The 23,258-nt window shown below is 68.9% G+C and carries 23 protein-coding genes; 6 read left to right on the top strand and 17 right to left on the bottom strand.

Features of this window, described 5'->3' with window-relative positions; translation table 11 throughout:
* Nucleotides 1–249 precede the first annotated feature (249 nt).
* On the bottom strand, nucleotides 250–1,050 hold the full coding sequence (locus TSO5_RS19590; protein ID WP_109153116.1) for a metallophosphoesterase family protein: 801 nt from the start codon (nucleotides 1,048–1,050) through the stop codon (nucleotides 250–252).
* Between the two features lie 99 nt (nucleotides 1,051–1,149).
* A complete protein-coding gene (locus TSO5_RS19585; protein WP_109153124.1) occupies nucleotides 1,150–2,601 on the bottom strand; it encodes a tetratricopeptide repeat protein in 1,452 nt (483 codons plus the stop codon).
* A 124-nt stretch (nucleotides 2,602–2,725) separates the two neighbouring features.
* Between TSO5_RS19585 and TSO5_RS19580 the strand changes: the two genes are divergently transcribed.
* Nucleotides 2,726–3,988, top strand: coding sequence for an ABC transporter substrate-binding protein (locus TSO5_RS19580; RefSeq protein WP_109153115.1), 1,263 nt, complete (start codon nucleotides 2,726–2,728; stop codon nucleotides 3,986–3,988).
* 69 nt (nucleotides 3,989–4,057) lie between these two features.
* Here the strand turns inward: TSO5_RS19580 and TSO5_RS19575 are convergent, their stop codons facing one another.
* Together TSO5_RS19575 and TSO5_RS19570 are read right to left on the bottom strand one after the other, a co-directional pair.
* Nucleotides 4,058–4,702 (bottom strand): trimeric intracellular cation channel family protein, encoded by a 645-nt coding sequence (locus tag TSO5_RS19575; protein WP_109153114.1) that lies wholly within the window; start codon nucleotides 4,700–4,702, stop codon nucleotides 4,058–4,060.
* Between the two features lie 73 nt (nucleotides 4,703–4,775).
* Nucleotides 4,776–5,336 carry a hypothetical protein gene (locus TSO5_RS19570; protein ID WP_109153113.1) on the bottom strand — a complete coding sequence of 187 codons (561 nt, stop codon included), beginning with the start codon at nucleotides 5,334–5,336 and terminating at the stop codon, nucleotides 4,776–4,778.
* A gap of 161 nt (nucleotides 5,337–5,497) precedes the next feature.
* Here TSO5_RS19570 and TSO5_RS19565 point away from each other — a divergent pair, with 161 nt between their 5' ends.
* The gene (locus TSO5_RS19565; protein WP_109153112.1) at nucleotides 5,498–7,954 is read left to right on the top strand and encodes a heavy metal translocating P-type ATPase; all 2,457 of its coding nucleotides are present in this window, start codon (nucleotides 5,498–5,500) and stop codon (nucleotides 7,952–7,954) included.
* A gap of 8 nt (nucleotides 7,955–7,962) precedes the next feature.
* Entirely contained in the window at nucleotides 7,963–8,349 is a 387-nt protein-coding gene (gene cueR, locus TSO5_RS19560) for a Cu(I)-responsive transcriptional regulator (RefSeq protein WP_109153123.1), read from the top strand.
* 101 nt (nucleotides 8,350–8,450) lie between these two features.
* Here cueR and TSO5_RS19555 read toward each other — a convergent pair whose 3' ends face one another.
* Together TSO5_RS19555 and TSO5_RS19550 are read right to left on the bottom strand one after the other, a co-directional pair.
* On the bottom strand, nucleotides 8,451–8,648 hold the full coding sequence (locus TSO5_RS19555) for a hypothetical protein (protein WP_109153111.1): 198 nt from the start codon (nucleotides 8,646–8,648) through the stop codon (nucleotides 8,451–8,453).
* Nucleotides 8,649–8,651: 3 nt separating this feature from the next.
* Complete coding sequence (locus TSO5_RS19550; RefSeq protein WP_109153110.1) at nucleotides 8,652–8,837, bottom strand: hypothetical protein; 186 nt, start codon at nucleotides 8,835–8,837, stop codon at nucleotides 8,652–8,654.
* A gap of 147 nt (nucleotides 8,838–8,984) precedes the next feature.
* Here TSO5_RS19550 and TSO5_RS19545 point away from each other — a divergent pair, with 147 nt between their 5' ends.
* A complete protein-coding gene (locus TSO5_RS19545; RefSeq protein WP_199230945.1) occupies nucleotides 8,985–10,412 on the top strand; it encodes an MFS transporter in 1,428 nt (475 codons plus the stop codon).
* A 4-nt stretch (nucleotides 10,413–10,416) separates the two neighbouring features.
* Here the strand turns inward: TSO5_RS19545 and TSO5_RS19540 are convergent, their stop codons facing one another.
* The 4 genes from TSO5_RS19540 to TSO5_RS19525 all read right to left on the bottom strand — a co-directional run bounded on the left by TSO5_RS19540 (nucleotide 10,417) and on the right by TSO5_RS19525 (nucleotide 13,518).
* Nucleotides 10,417–10,992 (bottom strand): PRC-barrel domain-containing protein, encoded by a 576-nt coding sequence (locus TSO5_RS19540; protein WP_109153109.1) that lies wholly within the window; start codon nucleotides 10,990–10,992, stop codon nucleotides 10,417–10,419.
* Nucleotides 10,993–11,325: 333 nt separating this feature from the next.
* Nucleotides 11,326–11,580, bottom strand: coding sequence for a DUF3072 domain-containing protein (locus tag TSO5_RS19535; protein ID WP_109153108.1), 255 nt, complete (start codon nucleotides 11,578–11,580; stop codon nucleotides 11,326–11,328).
* A 76-nt stretch (nucleotides 11,581–11,656) separates the two neighbouring features.
* Complete coding sequence (gene metW, locus TSO5_RS19530) at nucleotides 11,657–12,268, bottom strand: methionine biosynthesis protein MetW (protein ID WP_109153107.1); 612 nt, start codon at nucleotides 12,266–12,268, stop codon at nucleotides 11,657–11,659.
* A 20-nt stretch (nucleotides 12,269–12,288) separates the two neighbouring features.
* Nucleotides 12,289–13,518 (bottom strand): homoserine O-acetyltransferase, encoded by a 1,230-nt coding sequence (locus TSO5_RS19525; protein ID WP_109153106.1) that lies wholly within the window; start codon nucleotides 13,516–13,518, stop codon nucleotides 12,289–12,291.
* A gap of 199 nt (nucleotides 13,519–13,717) precedes the next feature.
* Between TSO5_RS19525 and TSO5_RS19520 the strand changes: the two genes are divergently transcribed.
* Together TSO5_RS19520 and hisC are read left to right on the top strand one after the other, a co-directional pair.
* Nucleotides 13,718–14,614: a chorismate mutase gene (locus TSO5_RS19520; RefSeq protein ID WP_109072954.1), complete on the top strand. Its 897-nt coding sequence runs from the start codon at nucleotides 13,718–13,720 to the stop codon at nucleotides 14,612–14,614.
* A gap of 150 nt (nucleotides 14,615–14,764) precedes the next feature.
* The gene (gene hisC / locus TSO5_RS19515) at nucleotides 14,765–15,856 is read left to right on the top strand and encodes a histidinol-phosphate transaminase (protein WP_109153105.1); all 1,092 of its coding nucleotides are present in this window, start codon (nucleotides 14,765–14,767) and stop codon (nucleotides 15,854–15,856) included.
* 204 nt (nucleotides 15,857–16,060) lie between these two features.
* On the opposite strand, the gene TSO5_RS19505 is transcribed toward hisC, so the two are convergent.
* From TSO5_RS19505 to TSO5_RS19475, 7 genes are all read right to left on the bottom strand, one after another.
* Nucleotides 16,061–17,341, bottom strand: a complete 1,281-nt coding sequence (locus TSO5_RS19505; RefSeq protein WP_109153104.1) for an amidohydrolase family protein — start codon at nucleotides 17,339–17,341, stop codon at nucleotides 16,061–16,063.
* Nucleotides 17,341–18,264, bottom strand: coding sequence for an ABC transporter permease (locus TSO5_RS19500; protein ID WP_109153103.1), 924 nt, complete (start codon nucleotides 18,262–18,264; stop codon nucleotides 17,341–17,343). Before TSO5_RS19500 ends, TSO5_RS19505 begins: the two co-directional genes overlap by 1 nt.
* A gap of 6 nt (nucleotides 18,265–18,270) precedes the next feature.
* Nucleotides 18,271–19,320, bottom strand: coding sequence for an ABC transporter permease (locus TSO5_RS19495; RefSeq protein WP_109153102.1), 1,050 nt, complete (start codon nucleotides 19,318–19,320; stop codon nucleotides 18,271–18,273).
* Nucleotides 19,310–20,878: an ABC transporter ATP-binding protein gene (locus TSO5_RS19490; protein ID WP_109153101.1), complete on the bottom strand. Its 1,569-nt coding sequence runs from the start codon at nucleotides 20,876–20,878 to the stop codon at nucleotides 19,310–19,312. Before TSO5_RS19490 ends, TSO5_RS19495 begins: the two co-directional genes overlap by 11 nt.
* Before the next feature lie 17 nt (nucleotides 20,879–20,895).
* Nucleotides 20,896–21,906 carry a BMP family protein gene (locus tag TSO5_RS19485; protein ID WP_199230944.1) on the bottom strand — a complete coding sequence of 337 codons (1,011 nt, stop codon included), beginning with the start codon at nucleotides 21,904–21,906 and terminating at the stop codon, nucleotides 20,896–20,898.
* Between the two features lie 279 nt (nucleotides 21,907–22,185).
* Complete coding sequence (locus TSO5_RS19480) at nucleotides 22,186–22,365, bottom strand: DUF2256 domain-containing protein (protein ID WP_109153099.1); 180 nt, start codon at nucleotides 22,363–22,365, stop codon at nucleotides 22,186–22,188.
* The gene (locus tag TSO5_RS19475; RefSeq protein ID WP_109153098.1) at nucleotides 22,362–23,234 is read right to left on the bottom strand and encodes an IclR family transcriptional regulator; all 873 of its coding nucleotides are present in this window, start codon (nucleotides 23,232–23,234) and stop codon (nucleotides 22,362–22,364) included. Before TSO5_RS19475 ends, TSO5_RS19480 begins: the two co-directional genes overlap by 4 nt.
* Nucleotides 23,235–23,258 lie beyond the last annotated feature (24 nt).

The following is a 23,258-nucleotide window of genomic DNA, read 5'->3' as shown; positions in this document are numbered from 1 at the left end:
GGTAGAGCACTGCTTTCGGGAGGCAGGGGCCGGAGGTTCGAATCCTCTCTCTCCGACCACAAAGACAAGGGCTTCCGGAGTGATCCGGGAGCCCTTTGTCGTTGGGGGTGGGCGTTTGGCGAGGTGCTCTGCCCCCTCCCCAACCCTCCCCCTCTTCGAGGGAGAGGGTGCCTTATGCGAAGCGGCGGCAGTCCCCTCCACCGCCAAAGGCGGGGGAGGGTTAGGGAGGGGGCAACCGCACCGAAACCCTCACACCGTGCACAAGAACCGCCGGTCCGTCCCCTCCAGCACCAGGGCGGTCAGGCGGTTGGTGGCGTAGGCGCCGGTGTCGATGCCGATGCGGTTGGACAGCAGTTCGGGCTCCGGCGCGATGGTGTGGCCGTGGACGACCACCTTGCCGTGATCGGCTCGTGACGCCAGGAAGGCCTCGCGGATCCACAGCCGGTCCTGGTCCTCCTGCCGGTCGAGCGGGACGCCGGGGCGGACGCCGGCATGGACGAAATGATAGTCGCCGATGGTCAGATGGCAGCGCAGACCGGTCAGGAAGGCGCGGTGGTGGGCCGGCAGCAGGCTGTTCAGCATCATCTGCGCCTGCTGCAGATGCTCCGTCGGCGCATCGGGATCGGGGGCGGGGATGCCGTAGCTTTCCAGCGTCGCGTCGCCGCCATAGGTCAGCCAGCCGGGGGCGACGCGCAGGTCCGACAGGAAGCCCAGCATCGTGTCCTCGTGGTTGCCGCGCAGGAACACCGCGCCGAAGGCCGGCGGCAGCCCGCAGGCGAGCCGTTCGATCACCAGCCGCGAATCCGGGCCACGGTCGACATAGTCGCCGAGGAAGACGAGGTATTTCAGCAGGTTCGGCGCCTGTTCGGCATCGCGGGCGATCTGGCCCAGCATCTGCTCGAGCAGGTCGAGCCGGCCATGGATGTCGCCGACCGCATAGACGCGCATGCCGCGCGGCACCGATGCCGGTCCCGCCCGGCCGCCAAAAGGACCGGCCGAGGGAGCGCCCGAAATGGCCTCCGCCCACAGTTTGCGTGCCAAGCTCAACACGAGATCGTTCTCGAATTCGTCACATCCTGCCCTCTCACCTGTGTCCGGGCCGTTGCCCCTTCAAGGGGTTCCCGGCGTTGCACCGCATTTGCGCCGCTTTCAGTCGAACGGCGATGCGACCGGTGGCGGAAGGTCTCGCGACGACAGCAGCGGCCGGCGCAGCCGCCCGGCGGCGATGTCGGCGCGCAACGCCTCGCCGTCCGCATTGCGCACGCGCTCCAGCTCCGCCCGGTTGGCCTCGAAGAAGGGGTTCTGCTCCGACGAGTTCGCCGGCCGTGCATGCTCCAGATGGTAGAGCGGTCCCGGCACCCGCTCGACGCTCAGCCCCAGCCGGCGGAAGCGCTCGACGATCTCGTCATCCTCGAAGCCCCAGGACAGGAAGGCCTCGTTATAGCCGCCGTTGGCGAGCAGCCGCTCCCGGTCGAAGAAGGCGCCGCCGCCGGGGGAATTGCGGTGCATCAGCGGAAAGCGTGGGCAGACGGCGTTCAGCGCCGCCGCCGACAGGGTGTAGCCGAAGCGCAGGACCTCCCGGCCCATGATCCAGAAGAACAGCCCGTTGTAGGGGAAGACCAGCCCGCCGCCCCGCCGGACGGCGTCGCGCGCCAGCACATACTGCACCGGGTCCACCACGATGTCGGTGTCGTGCAGGGCGACGATGGGCGTGTCGGCCGCCTCGGCCATGCGGTTGATGAGGTGGGCCTTGTGGGTGAAGGGCGTGTCGTTGCCGCGCAGATGCAGATGGCGGCAGCGGGCGGCCAGTTCGGGGCCGAGCGCGTCCGGCACGTCGCTCGGCCCGTCCTTGTCCTCGCCGATCAGCAGGGTGGCGTCGATATGCTTCAGCAGGAAGCCGACGATCCAGCGCAGGTTGCGCCGACGGTCGTCGCTGTCGGCGCGGAACGGGATCAGGATGGTGGTGTCGCGCAGGTCGTGCCGTCCGTCCGGCAGCCGTGCCGCCATCGCCGCGCTGCGGATGCGGAAGGCCTCCTCCTGCCGCGCCAGCCTCTCGCGGGACAGGTCGTCGGCGGGGTTCAATTCCAGCGCCATCTCATAGAAATGCACCGCCGCGCCGGGCCGGCCCAAATCCGCTTCGATGTCGCCATGCTGGCGCCAGCCGGCGGGGTAATGGGGATGGCGCCCCAACAACGTGTCCAGCGCCGCCAGCGCCTCGTCCAGGCGGCCGGCGCCCTGCAGGGCCTCGCTCAGGTGATATTCGGCATCGGGGAAGTCGGGGCGCAGCGCCAGGGCGCGGCGGTAGGCGACGATGGCCTCCTCCGTCCGCAGCGCGCGGTGGTGCAGGGTCCCCAGGTTGAACAGCGCATCGGCATCGGGCACCCGCTCCACCGAGCGGCTCAGCAGATCCAGCGCCCGTTCCATGTCGCCCCGGCGGCCGGCGATGAAGCCCATCCGGTGCAGCGCCTCGGCATTGCCGGGATCGGCGTCGAGGATTCGGGCATAGAGGTCCTCCCCCTCGTCCAGGCGCCCGGATTTCAGGTGGTCGAGCGCGATGGCGAGCGCCTCGTCGAGGGTTACGGTCCGGCTGCCGTTGGGCATGAAGGTCATTCCGTTGCGTATTGAAGGACTTCGGCGATTCCACTTTGACACGGAGGGGGCCGGCGGTGGACTCTTCGGTCGAACCAAACCGCTTTGCGACCAGCCAAAAGGCATCCGCAGCATCATGACCAACGATCATAAGAACCGTTCCACCGGAGGACTCGCCCTTACCCGCCGCACGCTGGGGCAGGTGGCCATCGCCGGCGGCGTGCTGGCCGGCTTCGGCCGCGCCCCGGTCTTCGCGCAGGACACCACGCTGAAGGTCGGCGTGCTGCTGCCGCGCTCCGGCCTGCTGGCCCAGGCGGGTCAGGCCTGCCAGCGCGGCGCCGACATCGCGCCGGCGGTGCTGTCCGACCTCGGCTACAAGGTCGAGGTGATGTCGGCCGACACCGAATCGAACGCCGACGTCGCCCGTTCGCGCACGGAAAAGCTGATCAACGACGGCGCCCATGTCATCGTCGGCGCCTTCGACAGCGGCCAGACCGCCGCCGCCGCCCAGGTGTGCGAGCAGCGCGGCGTGCCGCTGGTGATGAACATCGCCGCCGCCGACAAGCTGACGGAGCAGGGCTACAAGACCGTCTTCCGCAACTTCCCGACCTCCACCATGCTGGTGTCGAACGGGATGTCGCTGATGAAGGACCTGTTCGCCGCCACCGGCACCACGCCGAAGACCGCCGTCTTCCTGCACGCCAACGACACCTTCGGCATGGCGAACAAGGCCGCCATCGACGCGCTGTTCCCCAAGCTGGACATGCCGTTCCAGATCGTCGAATCGATCTCCTACGACCCGCGGGCGCAGGATCTGGCGGTCGAGGTGGCGAAGGCCAAGGCCACCGGCGCCGAGCTTGCCATCGTCACCACCCGCGCCAACGACGCCATCATGATGGTGCGCGAGATGGTCAAGCAGCGGTGGGAGCCGAAGGGCATCGTCTCGCCCGGTTCGCCCGGCCTGTATGACGAACAGTTCTACAAGGTGCTGGGCAAGTACGCCGACTATGCCATCACCAACCTGCCCTGGTACGACCCCAAGGCGGCGATGACCAAGCGGGTCGAGGCGGCCTTCAAGAAGCAGTTCCCGAACGACCGTTTCGAGGGCTATGCCTTCAACGTCGCCTTCACCTTCGAGGCGATCCTGATCGCCGCCGACGCCTTCAAGCGCGCCGGCACGGCGGAAGCGTCGGCGATGCTGGCGGCTTTGCGCCAGACCAATCTGGCGGACAAGCTGATGGTCGGCCCGGCGATCACCTTCGACGAGAAGGGCCAGAACACCAACCTGATCTCCGCCTGCATCCAGAACCACAAGCTGCGCCCGACCGTGGTCCTGCCGAAGGCCTCGGCCGAAGCCGACCCGGTCTTCCCGATGCCGGGCTGGGGCAAGCGGGCTTGATGTAAAGGTCTCCTGACTCTCCCTCTCCCCCCGGGGAGAGGGGATCTCAATGAGGGGAGAGGGCTTCCCTCAACTCCCCGGTGCCCGCGGCGCGCTCCAGTTGCGCAGAACGCTGACCACGCGCAGCACGAACACGGCGAGCGCGCCGGCCACCGCGACCGGCACCGGCGGCAAATCCAGACGATTGCCGGCGATCACCACCGCGGCCCCCAGGAGCGAGGCCATGGCGTAGATCTCCTCGCGCAGAACCCGGGGCACCTCGGCGACCAGCAGGTCGCGGACCGCCCCGCCGCCGCAGGCGGTCATCACGCCCAAGAGGGCGGCCGGCAGCGGGCTCAGCCCATAGGCCAGCGCCTTGCCGCAGCCGGCGACGGTGAACAGCCCGAGCCCGGCGGCATCCAGCACCATCACCGGCTTGCCCAGCCGGTTGATCGGGCCGTGGAACAGGAAGGCGGCCATCCCGGCGGCGAGCGCCACCATCAGATAGCGGTCGTCCTGCAGGCTGGCCGGCGGCAGCGCGCCGATCAGCAGGTCGCGCACCACGCCGCCCGCCAGTGCCGCGGCCAGCGACAGCACCATCACCCCGAACAGGTCCAGCCGCTTGCGCACCGCCAGCGTGCCGCCGCTGAGGCCGAAGACGAACACGCCGATGAAATCCATCACCGTCAGCAGGACGGAGAGATCGGTCGGCATCGGAATGGGAAGCGGCGGCATGGTCTGGCTCTGCTGAGAACGTCTGCCCACCGATTGAGCACAGCCGCCCCCGCCGCGCCAAGCGAAACCTCCGCTACACCGAATCGGGGGCCGACAGGCGGATGCCCATCCGCCGTGCCTCCAGCATGAAGGCGCGGGTCATCTGCAACAGGTCGGTGCGCCAATAGAGCTGGGTCAGCGGCTCGTCCAGGAAGCCTTCCGGCAGCATGGCGTAGCAATAGGTCTCCACCACCCGCAGGTCATGGTCCCAGGGATCGACGCCGTCGCGCCAGCCGATGGTCCAGCCGGCATGACCGGCGCCGATGGCCCAGCGTTCGAAATGCGGGGCGATGGTGTTGCTGTCGATCGGGTCCTTCACCGGCACCTGATAGATGGCGACGAATCGCCAGACATTCAGTTGAAGCCGCATCAGCAGCGAATCGCCGAAGGCGCCGATGCGATAGAGGCAGTCGGGGGAGCCGGGGGCGTGGCTGAAGCTGACCTCCGCCCGCCGCAACTCGGCCAGCGGCGTGGCGGACGGGGCGTCGGCCAGCGGCGGCGTCTCATACTCCACGGCGCGCAGATCCTCGACCACATCATGGGTCAGCATATGGGAAACGCGGCTCTGCGCCTCGGCGATGGTCAGGCGGGTCAAGGGGGCGGTCCCTTTCTGCTGGTGGCTGACGGTCAGGACACGAACGCCCCGTCCGCTGTTTTGTTCATGAGTCACGAATATGCGTCGATCGGCCCCTTGACCTTCCAATGGCTGGAAGCCCCATATCATTCCATGCCGAGCGGAATCGAAGGAGAACCGGCATGACCACGACCCAGCACAGCATCAGCCCAACGACGGCCCCCGTCGGCGCCCCGACTGAACTCGACCTCGGCGTATCGGGCATGACCTGCGCCTCCTGCGTCCGCCGGGTGGAGAAGGCGCTGGGCCGGGTGCCGGGCGTCACCGCCGTCTCGGTCAATCTGGCGACGGAGCGGGCGCGCCTGACCTTCGCCGGTCCGCCGGACGTCAAGGCCGCGGCGGACGCGGTCGAGGCCGCCGGCTACCATGCCGAAAAGCGGGAGTTCGACCTGTCGGTCACCGGCATGACCTGCGCCTCCTGTTCCGGCCGGGTGGAAAAGGCGTTGAGCCGGCTGCCGGGCGTGGAGTCGGCTGCGGTCAATCTGGCGACCGAGCGCGCCCATGTCGTCGCCTTCGCCGGCAGCGTCGACATTGCCGATCTGATCGCGGCGGTGGAGAAGGTCGGCTATGGCGCCACCCCCGTCGGCCAGGGCGGCGAACAGGCGGAGGAGGAGGCGCGGGCCGACCGCAGCCGGCGCGAGCTGCACCATGTGCTGATCGCCGCGGCGCTGTCTGCGCCGCTGCTGGCCGGCATGGTCGGCGACCTGTTCGGGGCGAACTGGATGCTGCCGGGCTGGGTCCAGCTGATCCTCGCCAGCATCGTGCAGTTCTGGCTCGGCGCGCGCTTCTACCGCGCCGGCTGGAATGCCGTGCGGGCAGGGGCCGGCAACATGGATCTGCTGGTGGCGCTTGGCACCTCGGCGGCCTGGGGGCTCAGCCTCTATCTGATGCTGACCGCCCATGACGGGCACGAGCCGCATCTCTATTTCGAAGCCTCCTCCGTCCTCATCACCTTCGTGTTGTTCGGCAAATGGCTGGAGGCGCGGGCCAAGGGCCAGACCGCGGCGGCGATCCGCGCGCTGATGGACCTGCGCCCCGCCACCGCCCGCCTGCGCCGCGACGGGGTGGAGACCGAGGTGCCGGTGGAGCGTGTCCATGTCGGCGACCATGTGGTGGTCCGCCCCGGCGAGCGGGTACCGGTCGACGGCCGGGTGGTCGAGGGCTCCGGCGGAGTCGACGAATCGATGCTGACCGGCGAGAGCCTGCCGGTCGACAAGGAGCCGGGCGCCCGCGTCACCGGCGGTTCGATCAACGGCGACGGCCTGCTGGTGGTCGAGACCACGGCGGTCGGCACCGAAACCATGCTGGCGCAGATCGTCCGCATGGTGGAGGGCGCCCAGGCGTCCAAGGCGCCGATCCAGCGGTTGGTCGACCGGGTCAGCGCGGTCTTCGTTCCGGCAGTGCTGGCGGTGGCGGCACTGACGCTCGCCGGCTGGTGGATCGTTGGCGGTGATCTGGAGGCGGCCATCGTCACCGCCGTCTCGGTGCTGGTCATCGCCTGCCCCTGCGCGCTCGGTCTGGCGACGCCGACCGCCATCATGGTCGGCACCGGCGTCGCCGCCCGCCATGGCATTCTCATCAAGGACGCCGAGGCGCTGGAGCGCGCCCATGCCCTGACCGCCGTCGCCTTCGACAAGACCGGCACGCTGACGGAGGGCAAGCCCCGCGTCACCGACCTGATCCCGGCCGAGGATACCGATGGCGAGACCCTGCTGCGCCTCGCCGCCGCGCTCCAGGCCGGCAGCGAGCATCCGCTCGCCCATGCGCTGCGCGACCGCGCCAAGGCGGCGGGCATGGCGGCGGAGGCGGTCACGGACTTCCGCGCCTTGGCCGGCCGTGGCGTTTCCGGCACGGTGGCGGGGCGCCGCCTGCAGCTCGGCAACGTCCGTGCGGTGGAAGAGGCCGGCCTGCAGCCCGGTCCGCTGGCCGAACCGGCCGAGGCGCTGGCGGCGACCGGCCGCACCTTGTCCTGGTTGATCGAAGTCGGCGAGACGCCGCGCCTGCTCGGCCTCGTTGCCTTCGGCGACACGGTGAAGGACAGCGCGATCACCGCCGTCGCCTCGCTGAAGGCGCAGGGGGTGGAGCCGGTGATGGTGACCGGCGACGGTTGGGGCGCCGCCCGCTCCGTCGCCGCGGCGCTGGGCATCGAGCGCGTGTTCGCCGAGGTGTTGCCCGGCGACAAGGCCGCCGTCGTCGCGACGCTGAAGGGGGAGGGCAAGGTCGTCGGCATGGTCGGCGACGGCATCAACGACGCACCGGCGCTGGCCGCCGCCGATGTCGGCATCGCCATGGCGACCGGGACCGATGTGGCGATGCACAGCGCCGGCGTCACCCTGATGCGCGGCGATCCCAGGCTGGTCGCCGGCTCCATCGACGTGTCGCGCCGGACCTATTCGAAGATCCGCCAGGGGCTGTTCTGGGCCTTCGCCTACAACGTGATCGGCATCCCGCTGGCGGCGTCGGGCAACCTCAGCCCGGTGCTGGCGGGGGCGGCGATGGCGCTGAGTTCGGTCAGCGTGGTGGTGAACGCCCTGACCCTGCGCGGCTGGACTCCGCCGAAGAACGAGGATTTGCGATGAAGGACGGCATGACCATCGGCGACGCCGCCAAGGCGTCCGGCGTCAACGCCAAGCTGATCCGTTATTACGAATCCATCGGCCTGATTCCGGAGGCCGGGCGGACGGCGTCGGGCTACCGCGTCTACAGCGACCGCGACGTGAATGTGCTGCGCTTCGTCAAGCGGGCGCGGACGCTGGGCTTTGGGATCGAGCGGATCCAGAAGCTGGTCGGGCTGTGGCAGGACCGCTCCCGCTGCAGTTCGGAGGTGAAGCGGATCGCGCTCCAACACATCGACGAGCTGGAGGCGAAGATCGCCGAGTTGCAGGCGATGCGCGACACGCTGCACGAGCTTGCCGACGCCTGCCACGGCGACCACCGCCCGGATTGTCCGATTTTGAAGGATTTGGCGTCGTGAAGTGAACTCTCACACCCAATGTCCCCTCTCCCCGGGGGGAGAGGGGGAAATCCCGGGGTTGAAAGGGAAATTCCCGGGACGGAAGAGGGCGCTACACCCCCCTACCGCTTCGTCTTCGGGTCGTGCGTGTGGTGCAGGTCGCGTTCGCCGCCGCCGCCGGAGGTGCCGGAGTGGCGGGTGTTGGTGGGTTCGCCCGGATGCGGGTGCTTTTCCGGATTGGTCGTCGGCTTGTCGGCGTTCTGCTGGCTGCTGCCGGGGCCGCCATGGTGGCGGTCGGTCGCCTCGTTGCGCTTGGTCATGCCTCACCGATCCTGCTGATAGCCCTGGTGGGTGGTGTTCTGCCAGGTGTTGCCCTGCTGGCCCTGTTCCTTGGTATTGGGGGCGCCGCGGTTGCTGACGCCGTCGTCAGGGGTCGCGCTGGTCGCCGGCTCGCCGGGACCCTTGTCGCTGCGGCCCTCGGGCGGGACGGGCGGGATGTGCTTGGTCATGGTGGCGCTCCTTCCTGTTGGCTCGCGTTTCCTTCCAACAGGAGGGCGGGGGAGGGGTTCCGGCCGGATAGAGACCCAGCCCTGCGCTCGGCTGTCGCAATGCTTTCATGCGAAATTGCTGCGACCGCACAGAGTGGATCGGACTCTATGCTGATCCCCATGCCAGATCTTCCCGTCCAGCCTCTCGCCGCCGCCGCATCCGCCGTCCGCCAGCCGCCCGTCGCGGCATCGGACGGGCTGCCGACCCCGCAGCGCTATTGGGCGATGGCGGCGATGACCGTCGCGTTGATCATGGCGGTGCTGGACGGGGTGGTCGCCAACATCGCCCTGCCGACGATCCAGCGCGAGTTCGCGGTCGATGCCGCCGGTGCCATCTGGGTGGTCAACGCCTATCAGCTGGCGGTCACCGTCGCGCTGTTCCCGCTGGCCTCGCTGGGCGACATCATCGGCTATCGCAAGGTCTACTGGTTCGGTCTGGCGGTCTTCACCGTGGCCTCGCTGGCCTGCGCGCTGTCGCCGAACCTGCCGCTGCTGACCGCCGCCCGCGTCTTGCAGGGCATCGGCGGCGCCGGGATCATGAGCGTCAATCTGGCACTGGTCCGCCACATCTACCCGTCCACCCATCTCGGGCGCGGCGTCGGCTACAACGCGATGATCGTCGCGGTGTCCTCGGCGGCGGGGCCGAGCCTTGCGGCGCTGATCCTGTCGGTGGCGTCCTGGCCCTGGCTGTTCGCGGTCAATGTGCCGCTGGGGCTGGCGGCGCTGGCGGTGGCGGCGCGGTCGATGCCTGTGTCCAACCCGGCCGGGCATCGCTTCGACTGGCTGAGCGCCGCGCTGAACGCCGCCACGCTCGGCCTGCTGATCGTCGGCTTCAAGGGGGTGGACGGCAGCCAGCCCACTTGGCAGGTCGGGGTGGAGCTGGTGGCGGCCCTGGCGCTTGGCGCGACGCTGGTGCGGCGCGAGTTGGCGCAGGCCGCCCCCTTGCTGCCGGTGGATCTGCTGCGCCGGCCGGTCTTCGCCCTGTCGGTGGTGACGTCGGTCTGCTCCTTCGCAGCGCAGAACATCGTCTTCGTCGCCATGCCCTTCTTCTTCGAGGACGTGTTGCACCGCTCGCTGGCCGAATCGGGGTTGCTGATGACGCCCTGGCCTCTGACGGTGGCGCTGGTTGCCCCGATCTCCGGCCGGCTGGCCGACCGCTACGAACCGACGCGGCTGGCGGCGGTGGGGCTGGCGCTGTTCGCAACCGGCCTTGCCCTGATGGCGCTGCTGCCGCCCGACCCGTCGACGCTGGATATGGTGTGGCGGATGGCGCTGGCCGGCTTCGGCTTCGGCCTGTTCCAGACCCCGAACAACAAGGTGCTGGTCAGCAGCGCACCGAAGGAGCGCAGCGGCGGCGCCAGCGGCATCCAGGCGACGGGCCGGCTGCTGGGCCAGACGCTGGGCGCCGCCACCGTCGGTCTGGTCTTCACCGCCATCGGCAAGGCGGACGGCAGCGTCGTGGTGCTGTGGCTGGGCGCCGGGCTGTGCCTCGTCGCCTGCCTGACCGGCATCTTCCGCCGCCGACCGGCTGCCTGAACAGTTAAGGCTTGGGCTGCTGGCTTTCCGGTCGGGTCAGCGTCGGCTCGTCGCCATAGGCGAAGGTCGGCGCCTTGGCGAAGTCCGCCTGGCCGATGTTCAGCACCGGACCGGTCGGACCATTGCCCAGCATGCGGGCCGGCAGCGCCACCAGCTTCTCGCCCAGCCCCAGCACCTCGTTCGGTGCCACCACGATGCGGTCCACCCGGTCGCCGGTCTGGTCCATGGTGAAGTCGAGGATACGGCCGGCCGGCTGTCCGTCATTGGTGCGCAGTTCCGTCCCCACCATGGCCCGCGCCTGATCGGGGTTGAGCGCGGCCGGCGGCAGGGCCGCCACCGGCGGCGACGAGCCCTGCCCACCGGTTACCGGCGGAGCAGGGTTCTGCACCTCGTGAGAGGGAGCCTCGCCGCTGACCCCCGGCGGGGAGGTGATCGCCCCGGTCGCCGGCTGATCGTCCGGCCGCGGCGCGGTCATCAGCGGCGGCGAGGCGGTGGCGCCCGGTGCCGGTGTGGTCTGGGCAATGGCGGTGCCGGTCAGCAGCAGCGCCGCGGCCGGCAGGAACAACAGGGGGCGGAGCATAAGGGCGACCCTTCCGTTCGGATTCGGTATCGCCCTGGTTAACAGCGCAAAGTGCCTCCGGGTTGCCGAGGGGGCTTTGCGGAAAACTCCCTATCCCCTGGGAAGCTATGGTATTCACACAATTCCAGGCATTCATAAGCATCTGGAACAAAAGGAACTTTGCGTCATCCCCGCGAAGGCGGGGATCCAGGAAGCTCCGCAGATCAGCGGCGGATGTGGCTGGATTCCCGCCTTCGCGGGAATGACGGCCGACAAAATTGCTTTGTTCCAATGTCTTACGTGACGCTGAGATGTGTGCATTCCCCTCTCCCCCCGGGGAGAGGGGACTGTCCCCTACTTCCCGCGCCCGGTCTTGTCCTGCAGCGCGTCGATCCGCTTGGACGCTTCCGCCTTGCTCAGGCCGTCGTCGAAGGGCAAGCCGGCTTCCTCGCTCAGCGTCTTCAGGTAGGACGCCTGGGCGCCGGTCATCGGCTCGTCGCCGGTGGTCCAGTCGTCGGGGTTCTTGTCGCGGTTGGAGTGGTCCTCGCCGGTCTTCGGGTTCTCGTGCTCGGGATGGGTCCGGCGGTCGTCGGTGTGCTTGCTGGTCATGATCCGTGCCTCATGAAAAGGAACGTACCAAGAACAGGCCTGAAGGCGGGAAGTTCCCGCCCTCACCGGAAAACCGTCAGCCGCCGTTGCCGCGCAGCAGGAAGACACCCTGTTCGCCCAGCAGGTTGGCAAGGCCGGAATGGGCGTGGCTGGTCACCCGGCCGGCACTATCGATGATGCGGGTCTGCTCGATGGTGATGCCCATTTCCTCCGTCAGGACGACGAAGTCGCGCAGCGTGCAGAAATGGATGTTGGGCGTTTCCCACCACTGGTAGCCCAGCTTTTCCGTCACCGGCATGCGGCCGGTCAGCATCAGCTGCAACCGCACCCGCCAATAGCCGAAATTGGGGACCGACACGATGGCGCGGCGGCCGATGCGGCACATCATCTGCAGCACGTCGCGCGGCTGGCGCATCGCCTGCAGGGTCTGGCCCAGGATGACATAGTCGAAGGCGCCGGCCGGATAGTCCTTCAGGTCGGTCTCGGCATCGCCCTGGATCACCGACAGGCCGTGCGCCACGCATTGCCGCACGCCGTCCATGCTGAGTTCGATGCCGCGCCCGTCGACGTTCTTGGCGTGGGTCAGATAGTCCAGCAGGGCGCCGTCGCCGCAGCCGACGTCCAGCACGCGGCTGTTCGGCTCCACCATCTCGGCGATCAGCTTCAGGTCGTCGCGAATGTCCACCATGGTCGGTCGTCTTGCCCCAATCAGCGCGCGCGGCGGCGGGCGGACAGGCCGCGATGCTCGGCGCAGCCCTCCAGGAAGCCGTGGATGACCTGATGGAACTCCGGCTCGTCCAGCAGGAAGGCGTCGTGGCCCTTGTCGGTCTCTATCTCCACGAAGCTGACATTGGCGGCGACGGCGTTCAACGCATGCACGATGGCCCGCGATTCCGAGGTCGGGAACAGCCAGTCGCTGGAGAAGCTGGCGAGGCAGAAGCGCACCGGCGTCGTCAGCCCCCCCGGCCGGAAGGCGTTGGCCAGCGTGCCCCCGGCATCGGCGGCGAGGTCGAAATAGTCCATCGCCCGCGTGATGTAGAGGTAGGAATTGGCGTCGAACCGCTCGACGAAGGCCGCGCCCTGGTAGCGCAGATAGCTTTCCACCTGGAAATCGGCGTCGAAGCCGTAGGTGACGGCCTTGCGGTCCTGCAGGTTGCGGCCGAACTTGCGGTGCAGCGCCGCTTCCGACAGGTAGGTGATGTGGGCGGCCATGCGGGCGACGGCCAGACCGGCCTCCGGCTTGGTGCCTTCCAGCAGGTAATTGCCGCCGCGCCAGTTCGGATCGGCCATGATCGCCTGGCGCCCGACCTCGTGGAAGGCGATGTTCTGGGCCGAATGGCGGGCGGCGGTGGCGATGGGCACCGCGGCGAACACCGATTCGGGATAGGCAACCGCCCATTGCAGCACCTGCATGCCGCCCATCGAGCCGCCGACGACGCAGAACAGCTTCTCGATGCCGAGATGCTCGACCAGCAGCTTCTGCGCCCGCACCATGTCGCCGATGGTCACGACCGGGAAGGACAGGCCATAGGGCTGGCCGGTGGCGGGATCGATGTCCTTCGGCCCGGTGCTGCCGAGGCAGCCGCCCAGCACGTTGGAACAGATGACGAAATAGCGGTCGGTGTCCACCGGCTTGCCGGGGCCGACCAGCATCTCCCACCAGCCGGGCTTGCCGGTGACGGGATGCTTTTCCACCACGAAATGGTCGCCGGTCAGGGCGTGGCAGATCAGAATGGCGTTCGATTTGTCCGCGTTCAGCGTGCCGTAGGTCTGGTAGGCGATCTGGAAGCCGCCGATCTCCACCCCGCTGTCCAGCCGCATCGGCCGGTCCACCGCCAGACGCACGCGCTTGCCCGGCATGACTTGGTCATTGGGGGCCGCACTGTCGGTGGCCGGGGTGACCAGGGGAGATTGCGGCGCGGAGGTGGGCGCGGACATGTCGTTTCGTGCCTTGAAAGCGGTTCTGGCCTTCGGGATTTCCAGCCTCGCGGCGCCTTGGCGGAGACCGTCAGAGAGCTGTGGCGGAACGGGAGGGTATAGCTACGAAGCCGGCCTTCGGAGTGTCAATGTTTTCTTTGATTTCAGGGCGCATGCGGACTACTACTAACCGGCTTTGCATTCGATGGTTTTCTGACCCATGGCCGCCGCCCGGACCCCGCTAGACGATTTGCGCCGCGAGATCGACCAGATCGACGACGCGATCCATGACCTGCTGATGCGCCGCGCCGCGGTGGTGGAACGCATTGGGGCGGCCAAGGGCAATGGCGCGGCCGAAAACGGCACGCAGCCGATCATTCTGCGCCCGGCGCGGGAGGCGACGATCCTGCGCCGCCTGATGGCCCGCCATGCCGGCTCCTTCCCCGCCCAGGTGGTGGTGCGCATATGGCGGGAGATGATCACCGCCTTCACCCGCATGCAGGGCCCCTTCGCCGTCGCCGTCTATGCGCCGGAGGACCGCCGCGGATTCTGGGACGTCGCCCGCGACCATTTCGGCGGATTCGTGCCGATGACCGCCGTCAACACTCCGGCCGCCGCCCTGCGTGCGGTGTCGGAGGGGACGGCGACCGTCGCCGTGGTGCCCTATCCGGCAGAAGACGATTCGGATCCCTGGTGGCGCTTCCTGGTGTCGGCCGACGCCGGACGGCCGCAGGTGGTGGCGCGCCTGCCCTTCGGCGGGCGCGGCAATGCCCGCGGCGAGAATCGCGATGCGCTGGCCATCGCCGCCGTCCCGCACGAGCCGACGGGCGACGACCGCACGCTGCTCAGCATCGAGATCGGCGGCGACCTCAGCCGCGGCCGGCTGAAGGACCTGCTGGAGGCCTGTGGCCTGCCGCCGGTCGGTTTCTGCACCTGGCACCCGGCCGGCCATGCCACCGGGATGAGCGGCGGCGGCCCGTCGGTCCATCTGGTCGAGATCGCCGACTTCGTCGGGCAGGCCGACCCCCGCCTCGCCAAGCTGCTGGAGCGGTCGGGCGACATTCCGGTGCGGGTCAACGTCGTCGGCGGCTATGCCGTGCCGCTGCATCTGGGCTGATGCGCGCTTTTGGGGCGAGCCGCCGCGCCGGCTCCTGCCTTATCCTGCTCCCCCATTTTCCGAGATGGAACATCAAGGCCAGGACTGTTCCATCCTGTTCCAACCCATCCCACCCAAACCCATCCCATTCAGTCGGAAGGTAAGCAGACCATGACCCAGCCGAACGGCCCGCAGCCGCGTCCGGGGATTCTCGACATCGCCGCCTATGTCGGCGGCGAGCATCAGGGTCATATCCGCCTCGCCTCCAACGAAGGGGCGCTGGGACCGAGCCCGAAGGCGATGGAGGCCTATTCGGCGGCGGCCTCCACGCTGCACCGCTACCCGGACGGTGGCTCGGCGGCCCTGCGCGGCGCCATCGCCAAGCGCTTCAACCTGGACGCCGACCGCATCGTCTGCGGCGCCGGCTCGGACGAGATCATCAGCCTGCTGATCCGCTCCTATGCCGGGCCGGGCGACGAGGTGCTGTATTCGCAGTACGGCTTCCTGATGTACCCGATCGGCGCCAAGTCGGTCGGTGCGACTCCGGTGACCGCGCCGGAGGACGGGCTGACCGCCAGCGTCGACAACCTGCTGGCCCGCGTCACCCCGCGCACCCGTCTGGTCTTCCTCGCCAACCCGAACAATCCGACCGGCACCTATCTGCCGGCCTCGGAGGTGGCGCGGCTGCATGCCGGCCTGCCCTCGGACGTCATCCTGGTCATCGACGCGGCCTATGCCGAATACATGAACAAGGACGACTACACCGCCGGCGAGGAGCTGGTGGAGAAGTTCCCCAACGTGGTGATGACCCGCACCTTTTCGAAGATCTTCGCGCTAGGCTCGCTGCGCATTGGCTGGTGCTATGGCCCGGCCGGGATCGTCGACGTGCTGAACCGGGTGCGCGGTCCCTTCAACGTGTCGACCGCAGCCCATGTCGCCGGCATCGCCGCGGTGGAGGACGCCGAGTTCCTCGACCGCTCCCGCCGCCACAATGAGCAGTGGCGCGAGTGGTTCTCCGCCACCGTGCGCGAGCTTGGCCTGACCGTCCATCCCAGCGTCACCAACTTCGTTCTGGTCGATTTCAAGGGCCAGCCCGCCGGCAAGGACGACGCCGAGGCCGCCCGCCAGTTCCTGAAGTCCCGCGGCATCCTGGTCCGCCAGATGCCGTCCTACGGCCTGCCGAGCTGCCTGCGCGTGACCATCGGCACGGAGCAGGAAATGCGCACGGTTGCCGATGCGTTGAGGGACTTTTTGAAGGGTTAATGACGCGCCGTGACTCTCCCTCTCCCGCCCCGGGAGAGGGAAGGGGCCCATGCGGAGCATGGGAAGGGTGAGGGGGTGGGCGCGAAGCCATGCGCTTCCGGGCCATGCGCTTCGGGATTCTTGGGTCACCCCTCACCCTCCCCACGCCTGACGGCGCGGGTCCCCTCCCTCTCCCGGGGCGGGAGAGGGCCTATTGTTTTCGCCTCACCCCCGCTTCAGCAGGAAATCGACCGTTTCCGGCCGGCCCGGCAGGTCGAGCTTCGCCTGCACCGGTTCGCAGCAGCTGACGATCCGGCCACGGCGCAGGACGAACAGGCGGGCGGCGCGGGTGCGGATCGCCTCCACCGGGTTGCCGGCCTGGAGCACCACGAGGTCGGCGTTGCAGCCCGGTTCCAACCCGTAGCCGTCCAGATGCAGCAGGCGGGCCGGGTTGACCGTGACTGCGTCGAAGGCGGCCTTGATGCCGTCCTGGCCGGTCATCTGCCCGACATGCAGGCCCATATGCGCCACCTCCAGCATGTCGCCGGATCCCAGCGGATACCACGGGTCCATCACGCAGTCGTGGCCGAAGGCGACCGTCAGCCCGGCGGCCATCAGCTCCGGCACGCGGGTCATGCCGCGGCGCTTGGGATAGGTGTCGTGGCGGCCCTGGAGGACGATGTTGATCAGCGGGTTGGCGATCACCCCCAGCCGCGCTTCCGCCATCAGCGGGATCAGCTTGGAGACGTAGTAATTGTCCATGGAATGCATGGAGGTCAGGTGCGACCCCGTCACCCGGCCGTGCAGACCCAGCCGCTGCGTCTCGTAGGCCAGCGTCTCGACATGGCGGGACAGCGGGTCGTCGGTCTCGTCGCAATGCATGTCGACCAGCAGCCCGCGCTCCGCGGCGATCTCGCAGAGCAGGCGGACCGACGCGGCGCCGTCGGCCATGGTGCGCTCGAAATGCGGGATGCCGCCGACCACGTCGACGCCCAAGTCCAACGCGCGGCGCAGCAGATCCTCAGTGCCGGCTGAGCGCAGAACGCCGTCCTGCGGGAAGGCAACCAATTGCAGGTCGAGGTAGGGGGCGACGCGCTTCTTCACGTCCAGCAGGGCTTCGACCGCCAGTAGGCGCGGGTCGCAGACGTCGACATGGCTGCGCACCGCCAGCAGGCCACGCCCGACCGCCCAGTCGCAGTAGGCGAGTGCCCGCTCGACGATGGCGTCCTGCACCAGCTGCGGCTTCAGCTCGCCCCACAGGGCGATGCCCTCCAGCAGGGTGCCGCTCTGGTTCACCCGCGGCAGGCCGTAGCTGAGCGTGCTGTCCATGTGGAAATGGGAATCGACGAAGGGCGGGCTGACAAGCCGGCCGGTGGCGTCGATTTCGGAGGCGGCCTCGCCGGCCAAGTTGGCTTCGACCGCGGCGATGCGGCCGTCCTTGATGCCGATGTCGATGCCGGTGCGGCCATCCGGCAGGGTGGCGCGGCGCAGGATCAGGTCGAACATCAGCGTTCTCCTTTGCGGTACGGGATCATCAGGGCGCGCGGGTAGGAGGCCCGGCGGGCCACCAGAACCAGCGCCAGGATGCTCAACAGATAGGGCATCATCAGGAACAGCTGGTAGGGCAGGACGCCACCGCTCGCCTGCTGCAGCCGCAGCTGCAGCGCGTCGAACACCGCGAACAGCAGGGCGCCGAGCAGCGCCTTGCCCGGCCGCCAGGAGGCGAAGACCACCAGCGCGATGCAGATCCAGCCGCGCCCGTTGACCATGTTGAAGAAGAAGGCGTTGAAGGCCGACAGGGTCAGGAAGGCGCCGGCCAGCGCCATCAGCGCGCTGCCCGCCACCACCGCGCCGATCCGGATGGCTGTGACGTTCAGACCCTGCGCCTCGGCGGCGGCCGGATTCTCGCCGACCATCCGCACCGCCAGCCCGACCGGCGTGCGGTAGAGGACATAGGCGACCACCGCGACCAGCAGGAAGGCGAGGTAGGTCAGCGACGTCTGGGCCAGGGCGCCCGGCAGGGCCAGCGGCTGGAACGGCTCGATGGTCGGCGGGGTGCTGGCCTGCGGCAGGACGAGGCGGTAGACGAAATAGGACAGGCTGGTGCCCAGCAGGGTCACGCCGATGCCCGTCACATGCTGCGACAGGCCGAGGGGCACGGTCAGCGCCGCATGCAGCAGACCGAGCAGTGCGCCGCAGAATGCTGCGACCAGCACGCCGGTCCACAGATCGGTGCCCTGGTAGACCGCCATCCAGCCGGCCATGGCGCCCAGCGTCATGATGCCTTCGATGCCCAGGTTCAGCACGCCGGCCCGCTCGCACACCAGTTCGCCCAGCGTGCCCAGCACATAGGGGGTGGCGATGCGCAGCACCGCGGTCCAGAAGGCGGCGGACAGCAGGATGTCGAGGATGGTCGACAGGAAATCCATAACCCCTTACCCCCGCCGCAGCCGGTAGCGCGCCAGCAGCCCGGCGACCAGCATGCACAGCAGGCTGGCGGCGACCAGGACGTCGGCGATGTAGTTGGGAACCGGCATGGCCCGGCTCATGGCGTCGGCACCGACGAAGATGCCGGCGATGAACAGCGCGGCGCCCACCACGCCGATAGGGTGCAACTGCGCCAGCATGGCGACGACGATGCCGCTGTAGCCGAAGCCCGGCGACAGGTCGAGCGTCAGGTATCCCTTCAGCCCGCAGACCTCCGCCGCGCCGGCCAGCCCGGCCAGCCCGCCCGACAGCAGGGCGGTGCGCAGCATGATCCGCGTCACCGGCATGCCGGCGAAGGCGGCAGCGCGCGGGTTGGCACCGACCGCGCGGTTCTCGTAGCCCCAGATGGTCCGGGTATCGACCAGCCACAGCAGGACCGACAGGCCGAGTGCGATGGCGAACCCGGCATGCAGACGGGTGCGCGCCACCAGCTTGGGCAGCTCCGCCGCCTCGGCGACCGGGGCCGACTGTGGCCAGCCCATGCCCATCGGGTCCTTCAAGGCTCCTTCCAGCAGCATCGACACCAGCAGAAGCACGACGAAGTTCAGCAGCAGGGTGGTCACCACCTCGTCGACGCCGAAGCGGACCTTCAGCACGGCAGGGCCCAGAAGCGTGACGCCGCCGGCCGCCATGCCGGCGATCATCACCACCGGGATCAGCGCCCAGGCCGGCAGGTCGAGCATGCCGCCGCCGACCACCACGGCGGCCAGCGCACCCATGTAGAGCTGCCCCTCCGCCCCGATGTTCCACAGCTTGGCGCGGAAGGCGACGGCGGCGGCGAGGCCGGTCAGGATCAGCGGGGTGGCGCGGGTCAGCGTCTCGGTCAGGGCGAAGCGGGAGCCGACGGCGCCTTCGAACAGCAGGCCGTAGGCGCGGAAGACCGGCGCGCCGGTCCAGGCGACCAGCAGGGCGCAGAGCGCCAGCGCCGCGACCACCGCGCCGACCGGGGCCAGCAGCCGCAGGGCGAGCGGGGTATCGGTGCGCGGTTCAAGCCGCATGAACGGTCTCCGGCAGAATATCGCGCAATACGTCCCAATGCCCGGCCATCAGCAGGCCGAGTTGGCTGACCGACACCCGGTCATGCGGCAGCAGCGGGGTGAGGCGCCCGTGATAGGCGACGGTGACGCAGTCGGCCAGCGCCAGGATCTCGTCCAGATCCTCGGAGATCAGCAGCACGCCGGCCCCGGCGGCGCGGGCGTCGAGCAGCCGGCTGTGGACATAGGACACCGCGCCGATGTCGAGCCCGCGCGTCGGCTGGCTCGCCAGGATCAGGTCCGGCCCATGGGCCAGGGTGCGGCCCAGGATCAGCTTCTGCATGTTGCCACCCGACAGCAGCTGCGTCCGGGCATCGGGGCCGGGGCAGCGGACGTCGAACTCCTCGATCACCTTGCGGGCGTAGCTCCGGGCCGCACCGCGCCGCAGCACGCCGAAGCGGGAGAAGGCGGAGTCGTGATAGCGCTCGGCGATCAGGTTCTCCCACACCGCCATGGCGCCGACCAGACCGGCGCTGTGGCGGTCCTCCGGGATGCGGGCGACGCCGCGCCGGACCATGTCGGCCGGGTCGCCGTGTTCGACCGCGCTGCCCTTCAAGGACAGCCGGCCGGAGTCGGGACGGATCAGGCCGCTGACCAGCTCGGCGAGCGCGGTCTGGCCGTTGCCCGACACGCCGGCAATGCCGACCACCTGATGGCGCCGCACCGTCAGGTCCACCCCGTCCAGCAGCGGGCGGCCATGGCCGGAGGCAACGGTGACGCGAGACAGCTCCAGCACCGGCTCGCCGGGACTGAGCGGGGCGGGGGCCGGCGGCTTGACGCTGCGGCCGACCATCAGTTCGGCCAGCTTGGCGCGGTCGGTGGAGGCGGTGGCGTGGGTGGCGACCAGCTTGCCGGCGCGCAGAACGGCGACGGTGTCGCTGGCGGCGAAGACCTCGTTCATCTTGTGGCTGATGAAGACGACGGCCAACCCGTCGGCGGTCAGCCGGCGCAGCGTCTCGAACAGCCCGGCCGATTCCTGCGGCGTCAGCACCGCGGTCGGCTCGTCCAAGATCAGGATGCGGGCGTCGCGGTAGAGCGCCTTGAGGATCTCGACGCGCTGGCGTTCACCGACCGACAGGTCGCCGACCAGCGCATCCGGCCGCACCTCCAATCCGAAGCGCTGCGACAGGTCGAGCAGCCGACGACGGGCGGCACCCCGGTCGGAACGCCAGCGCCACAGCGATTCGGTGCCGACGGCGATGTTGTCCAGCACCGACAGATTGTCCGCCAACGTGAAATGCTGGTGGACCATGCCGATGCCGGCCTCCAACGCCGCGCGGGGCGAACCCGGCGGCAGGGGACGGCCGAACGCCTCGATGCTCCCCTCGTCGGCGACATAGTGGCCGAAGAGGATGTTCATCAGCGTGGTCTTGCCGGCGCCGTTCTCGCCCAGCAAAGCCAGCACCTCGCCGGCGCGGAGCGTCAGCGAGATGTCGTCGTTGGCGAGCAGCGGACCGAACCGCTTGGAAATGCCGGCGAGCCGGAGAACGACCTCCGGCCCGCCTTTCACGGGTGATGACATTGCAGATACGCCGGGCGTCACATCGTCGACTTCGGCTCGGCGTCGTTGACCTTCACGGTGAACTTGCCGTCGCGGATCTGCTGCTCGCGCTCCTTCACCTTCGCCTTGATGGTGTCGGGGACCTTCGCCTCGAAGGTGCCGAGCGGCGCGAGGCTGGAGCCCTTGTGCGCCATCATGCTGTAGGGACCGTAATCCTCGGCCTTGTAGCTACCGGCCTTCACCGCGGCGATGGCGCGCTCCACCGACGGCTCCATATGCCACAGGGCGCTGGCGACGACGGTGTCCGGATATTGCGGCTGGGTGTCGATGACGTTGCCGATGGCGAGCACCTTGCGCTCCTTGGCCGCATCCGACACGCCGAAACGCTCGGCGTACATCACGTCGGCGCCGCGGTCGATCATGGCGAAGGCGGCTTCCTTGGCCTTGGGCGGGTCGAACCAGGAGCCGATGAAGCTGACCGAGAACTTGACCTGCGGGTTGACCTCCTTCGCGCCTTCCATGAAGGCGTTCATCAGGCGGTTGACCTCGGGGATCGGATAGCCGCCGACCATGCCGATCACGTTCGACTTGGTCATGCCGCCGGCGACCATGCCGGACAGGTAGGCCGGCTCCTGGATGTAGTTGTCGAAGACCGAGAAGTTCGGCTCCTGCGGCTTGAAGCTGGAGCCCATGACGAAGGCGGTCTTCGGATAGTCCTTGGCGACGGCGCGGGCGGCGCGCTCCACCCCGAACACCTCGCCGAAGACCAGTTGCTGACCGGCCTCGGCATACTGGCGCATCACGCGCTCATAGTCGGTGTTGGCGACCGACTCGGCCCAGACATATTCGATGTCGCCGCGGTCGGCGGCGGCCTTCAGCGCGACATGGATGCGGCTGACCCACTGCTGCTCGATCGGCACCGTATAGATGCCGGCGACCTTCAGCTTGCTCTGCGCGAATGCCGGCAGGGAGCCGCCGGCAGCCGCCGCGAAGGCCACCGCGGCCACGCCGCACAGCACCGCACGGCGCGTCATACCCAAAACCGTCATCGCCCGATCCCCCATCCCCCGAACCGACATCGTGAGCCCCCTTCGTCGCTGAGTATCGTTGGCTGCATTTTTGCTGGCAGCAGGTCTCTAGCCCGCATGTGGTATGAATACCCGGGAATGTTCCTCCCGTAAATCCATCGACCCCTTGCGAGCCGTGCATGCGAATGCAACGGGAATGCCATCGGCCGCTACCGCCGCCCACCTCGCGGGCGCGGACAGCCGGCCGGTCAGAATGCTGGCATGTGATTGAAAAAGGGGCAACTCTTCTTGGCGATCCGGTCAGGATCGCGACGTGTCGTTCTCCGACCGCTCACCGCGCCTGCGGGCGTCGTTGCGGCAGCGGTCGGAGCAGTATTTCACCTCGTCCCACACCCGCTCCCACTTCTTGCGCCAAGTGAAGGGACGGTTGCAGACCGGGCAGGTCTTGGTCGGCAGGTCGGCCTTCTTTACGCCCTTCATGCCGGGCCGCTTCCCAGAATTGCGGCGGGACGGCGCAGGACGGGGTCGAAGGGGTTCAACTGGCGGCTGATGGCGGCGGACTCGCGTTTCAGGATGTCGACCACCACCGGCAGCCGCTCTTCGTTCAGCCGCTCGCTGATAGTGCCGACGCTGAGTGCCGCCACCGCATGGCCGTCGCGGTCCAGCACCGGAACCGCCACGCCGGACATGCCCGGCAGCAGGCCGGTGGAGCGGCTGGCATAGCCCAGATCGCGCACCCGCGCGATCTCCGTGCGCAGATAGACCTCGTCGATGATGCCCACGCCCTGCATGCGCGGCAGGTTGAAGCGGATGACCTCCTCCCGCTCCTCCTCATGCAGGAAGGCCATGATGGCGAGGCTGCCCTGGCCGACGCCCAGCGTCACCCGGCCGCCGATGTCGCCGGTGAAGGAGCGGATGGGGAAGGGCCCCTCGCTGCGGTCCAGGCAGACCGCGTCGAAGCCGCTGCGCACCAGCAGGAAGATGGTGTCGCGCAGGGTCGCCGACAGGCGCAGCAGGATCGGCCGGCAGATGTCGCGCAGGTTGTTCGGGTTGCCGGCCTGGGCCGCCAGACCGAACAGGTCGATGCCCAGCCGGTAGCGCTTGGTCGCCTTGTCGGCCTCCGCCATTCCCTCTTCCACCAGGATCTTCAGCAGGCGGTGGACGGTCGGCGGGGTGAGGTCGAGCGCGCGCGAGATGTCGGTCAGCCGCGCCCCCGTCTCGTTGGAGGAGGCCAGCAGGCGCAGGATCGCCAGCCCGCGCTGCAGGCTGGATTTGCCGCCCGCCTCCTCGTTGCCGGCGCCCTCGCCACCGGTGCTCTTGTCGGCCTTGCTGCGGGTGTCGGCGCTCATTTCCAGCCTCTTCCTGAAAATCAG

It is taken from the genome of Azospirillum sp. TSO5 (assembly GCF_003116065.1).
Taxonomy (GTDB): domain Bacteria; phylum Pseudomonadota; class Alphaproteobacteria; order Azospirillales; family Azospirillaceae; genus Azospirillum.
This window is presented reverse-complemented; position numbering and strand designations above follow the sequence as displayed.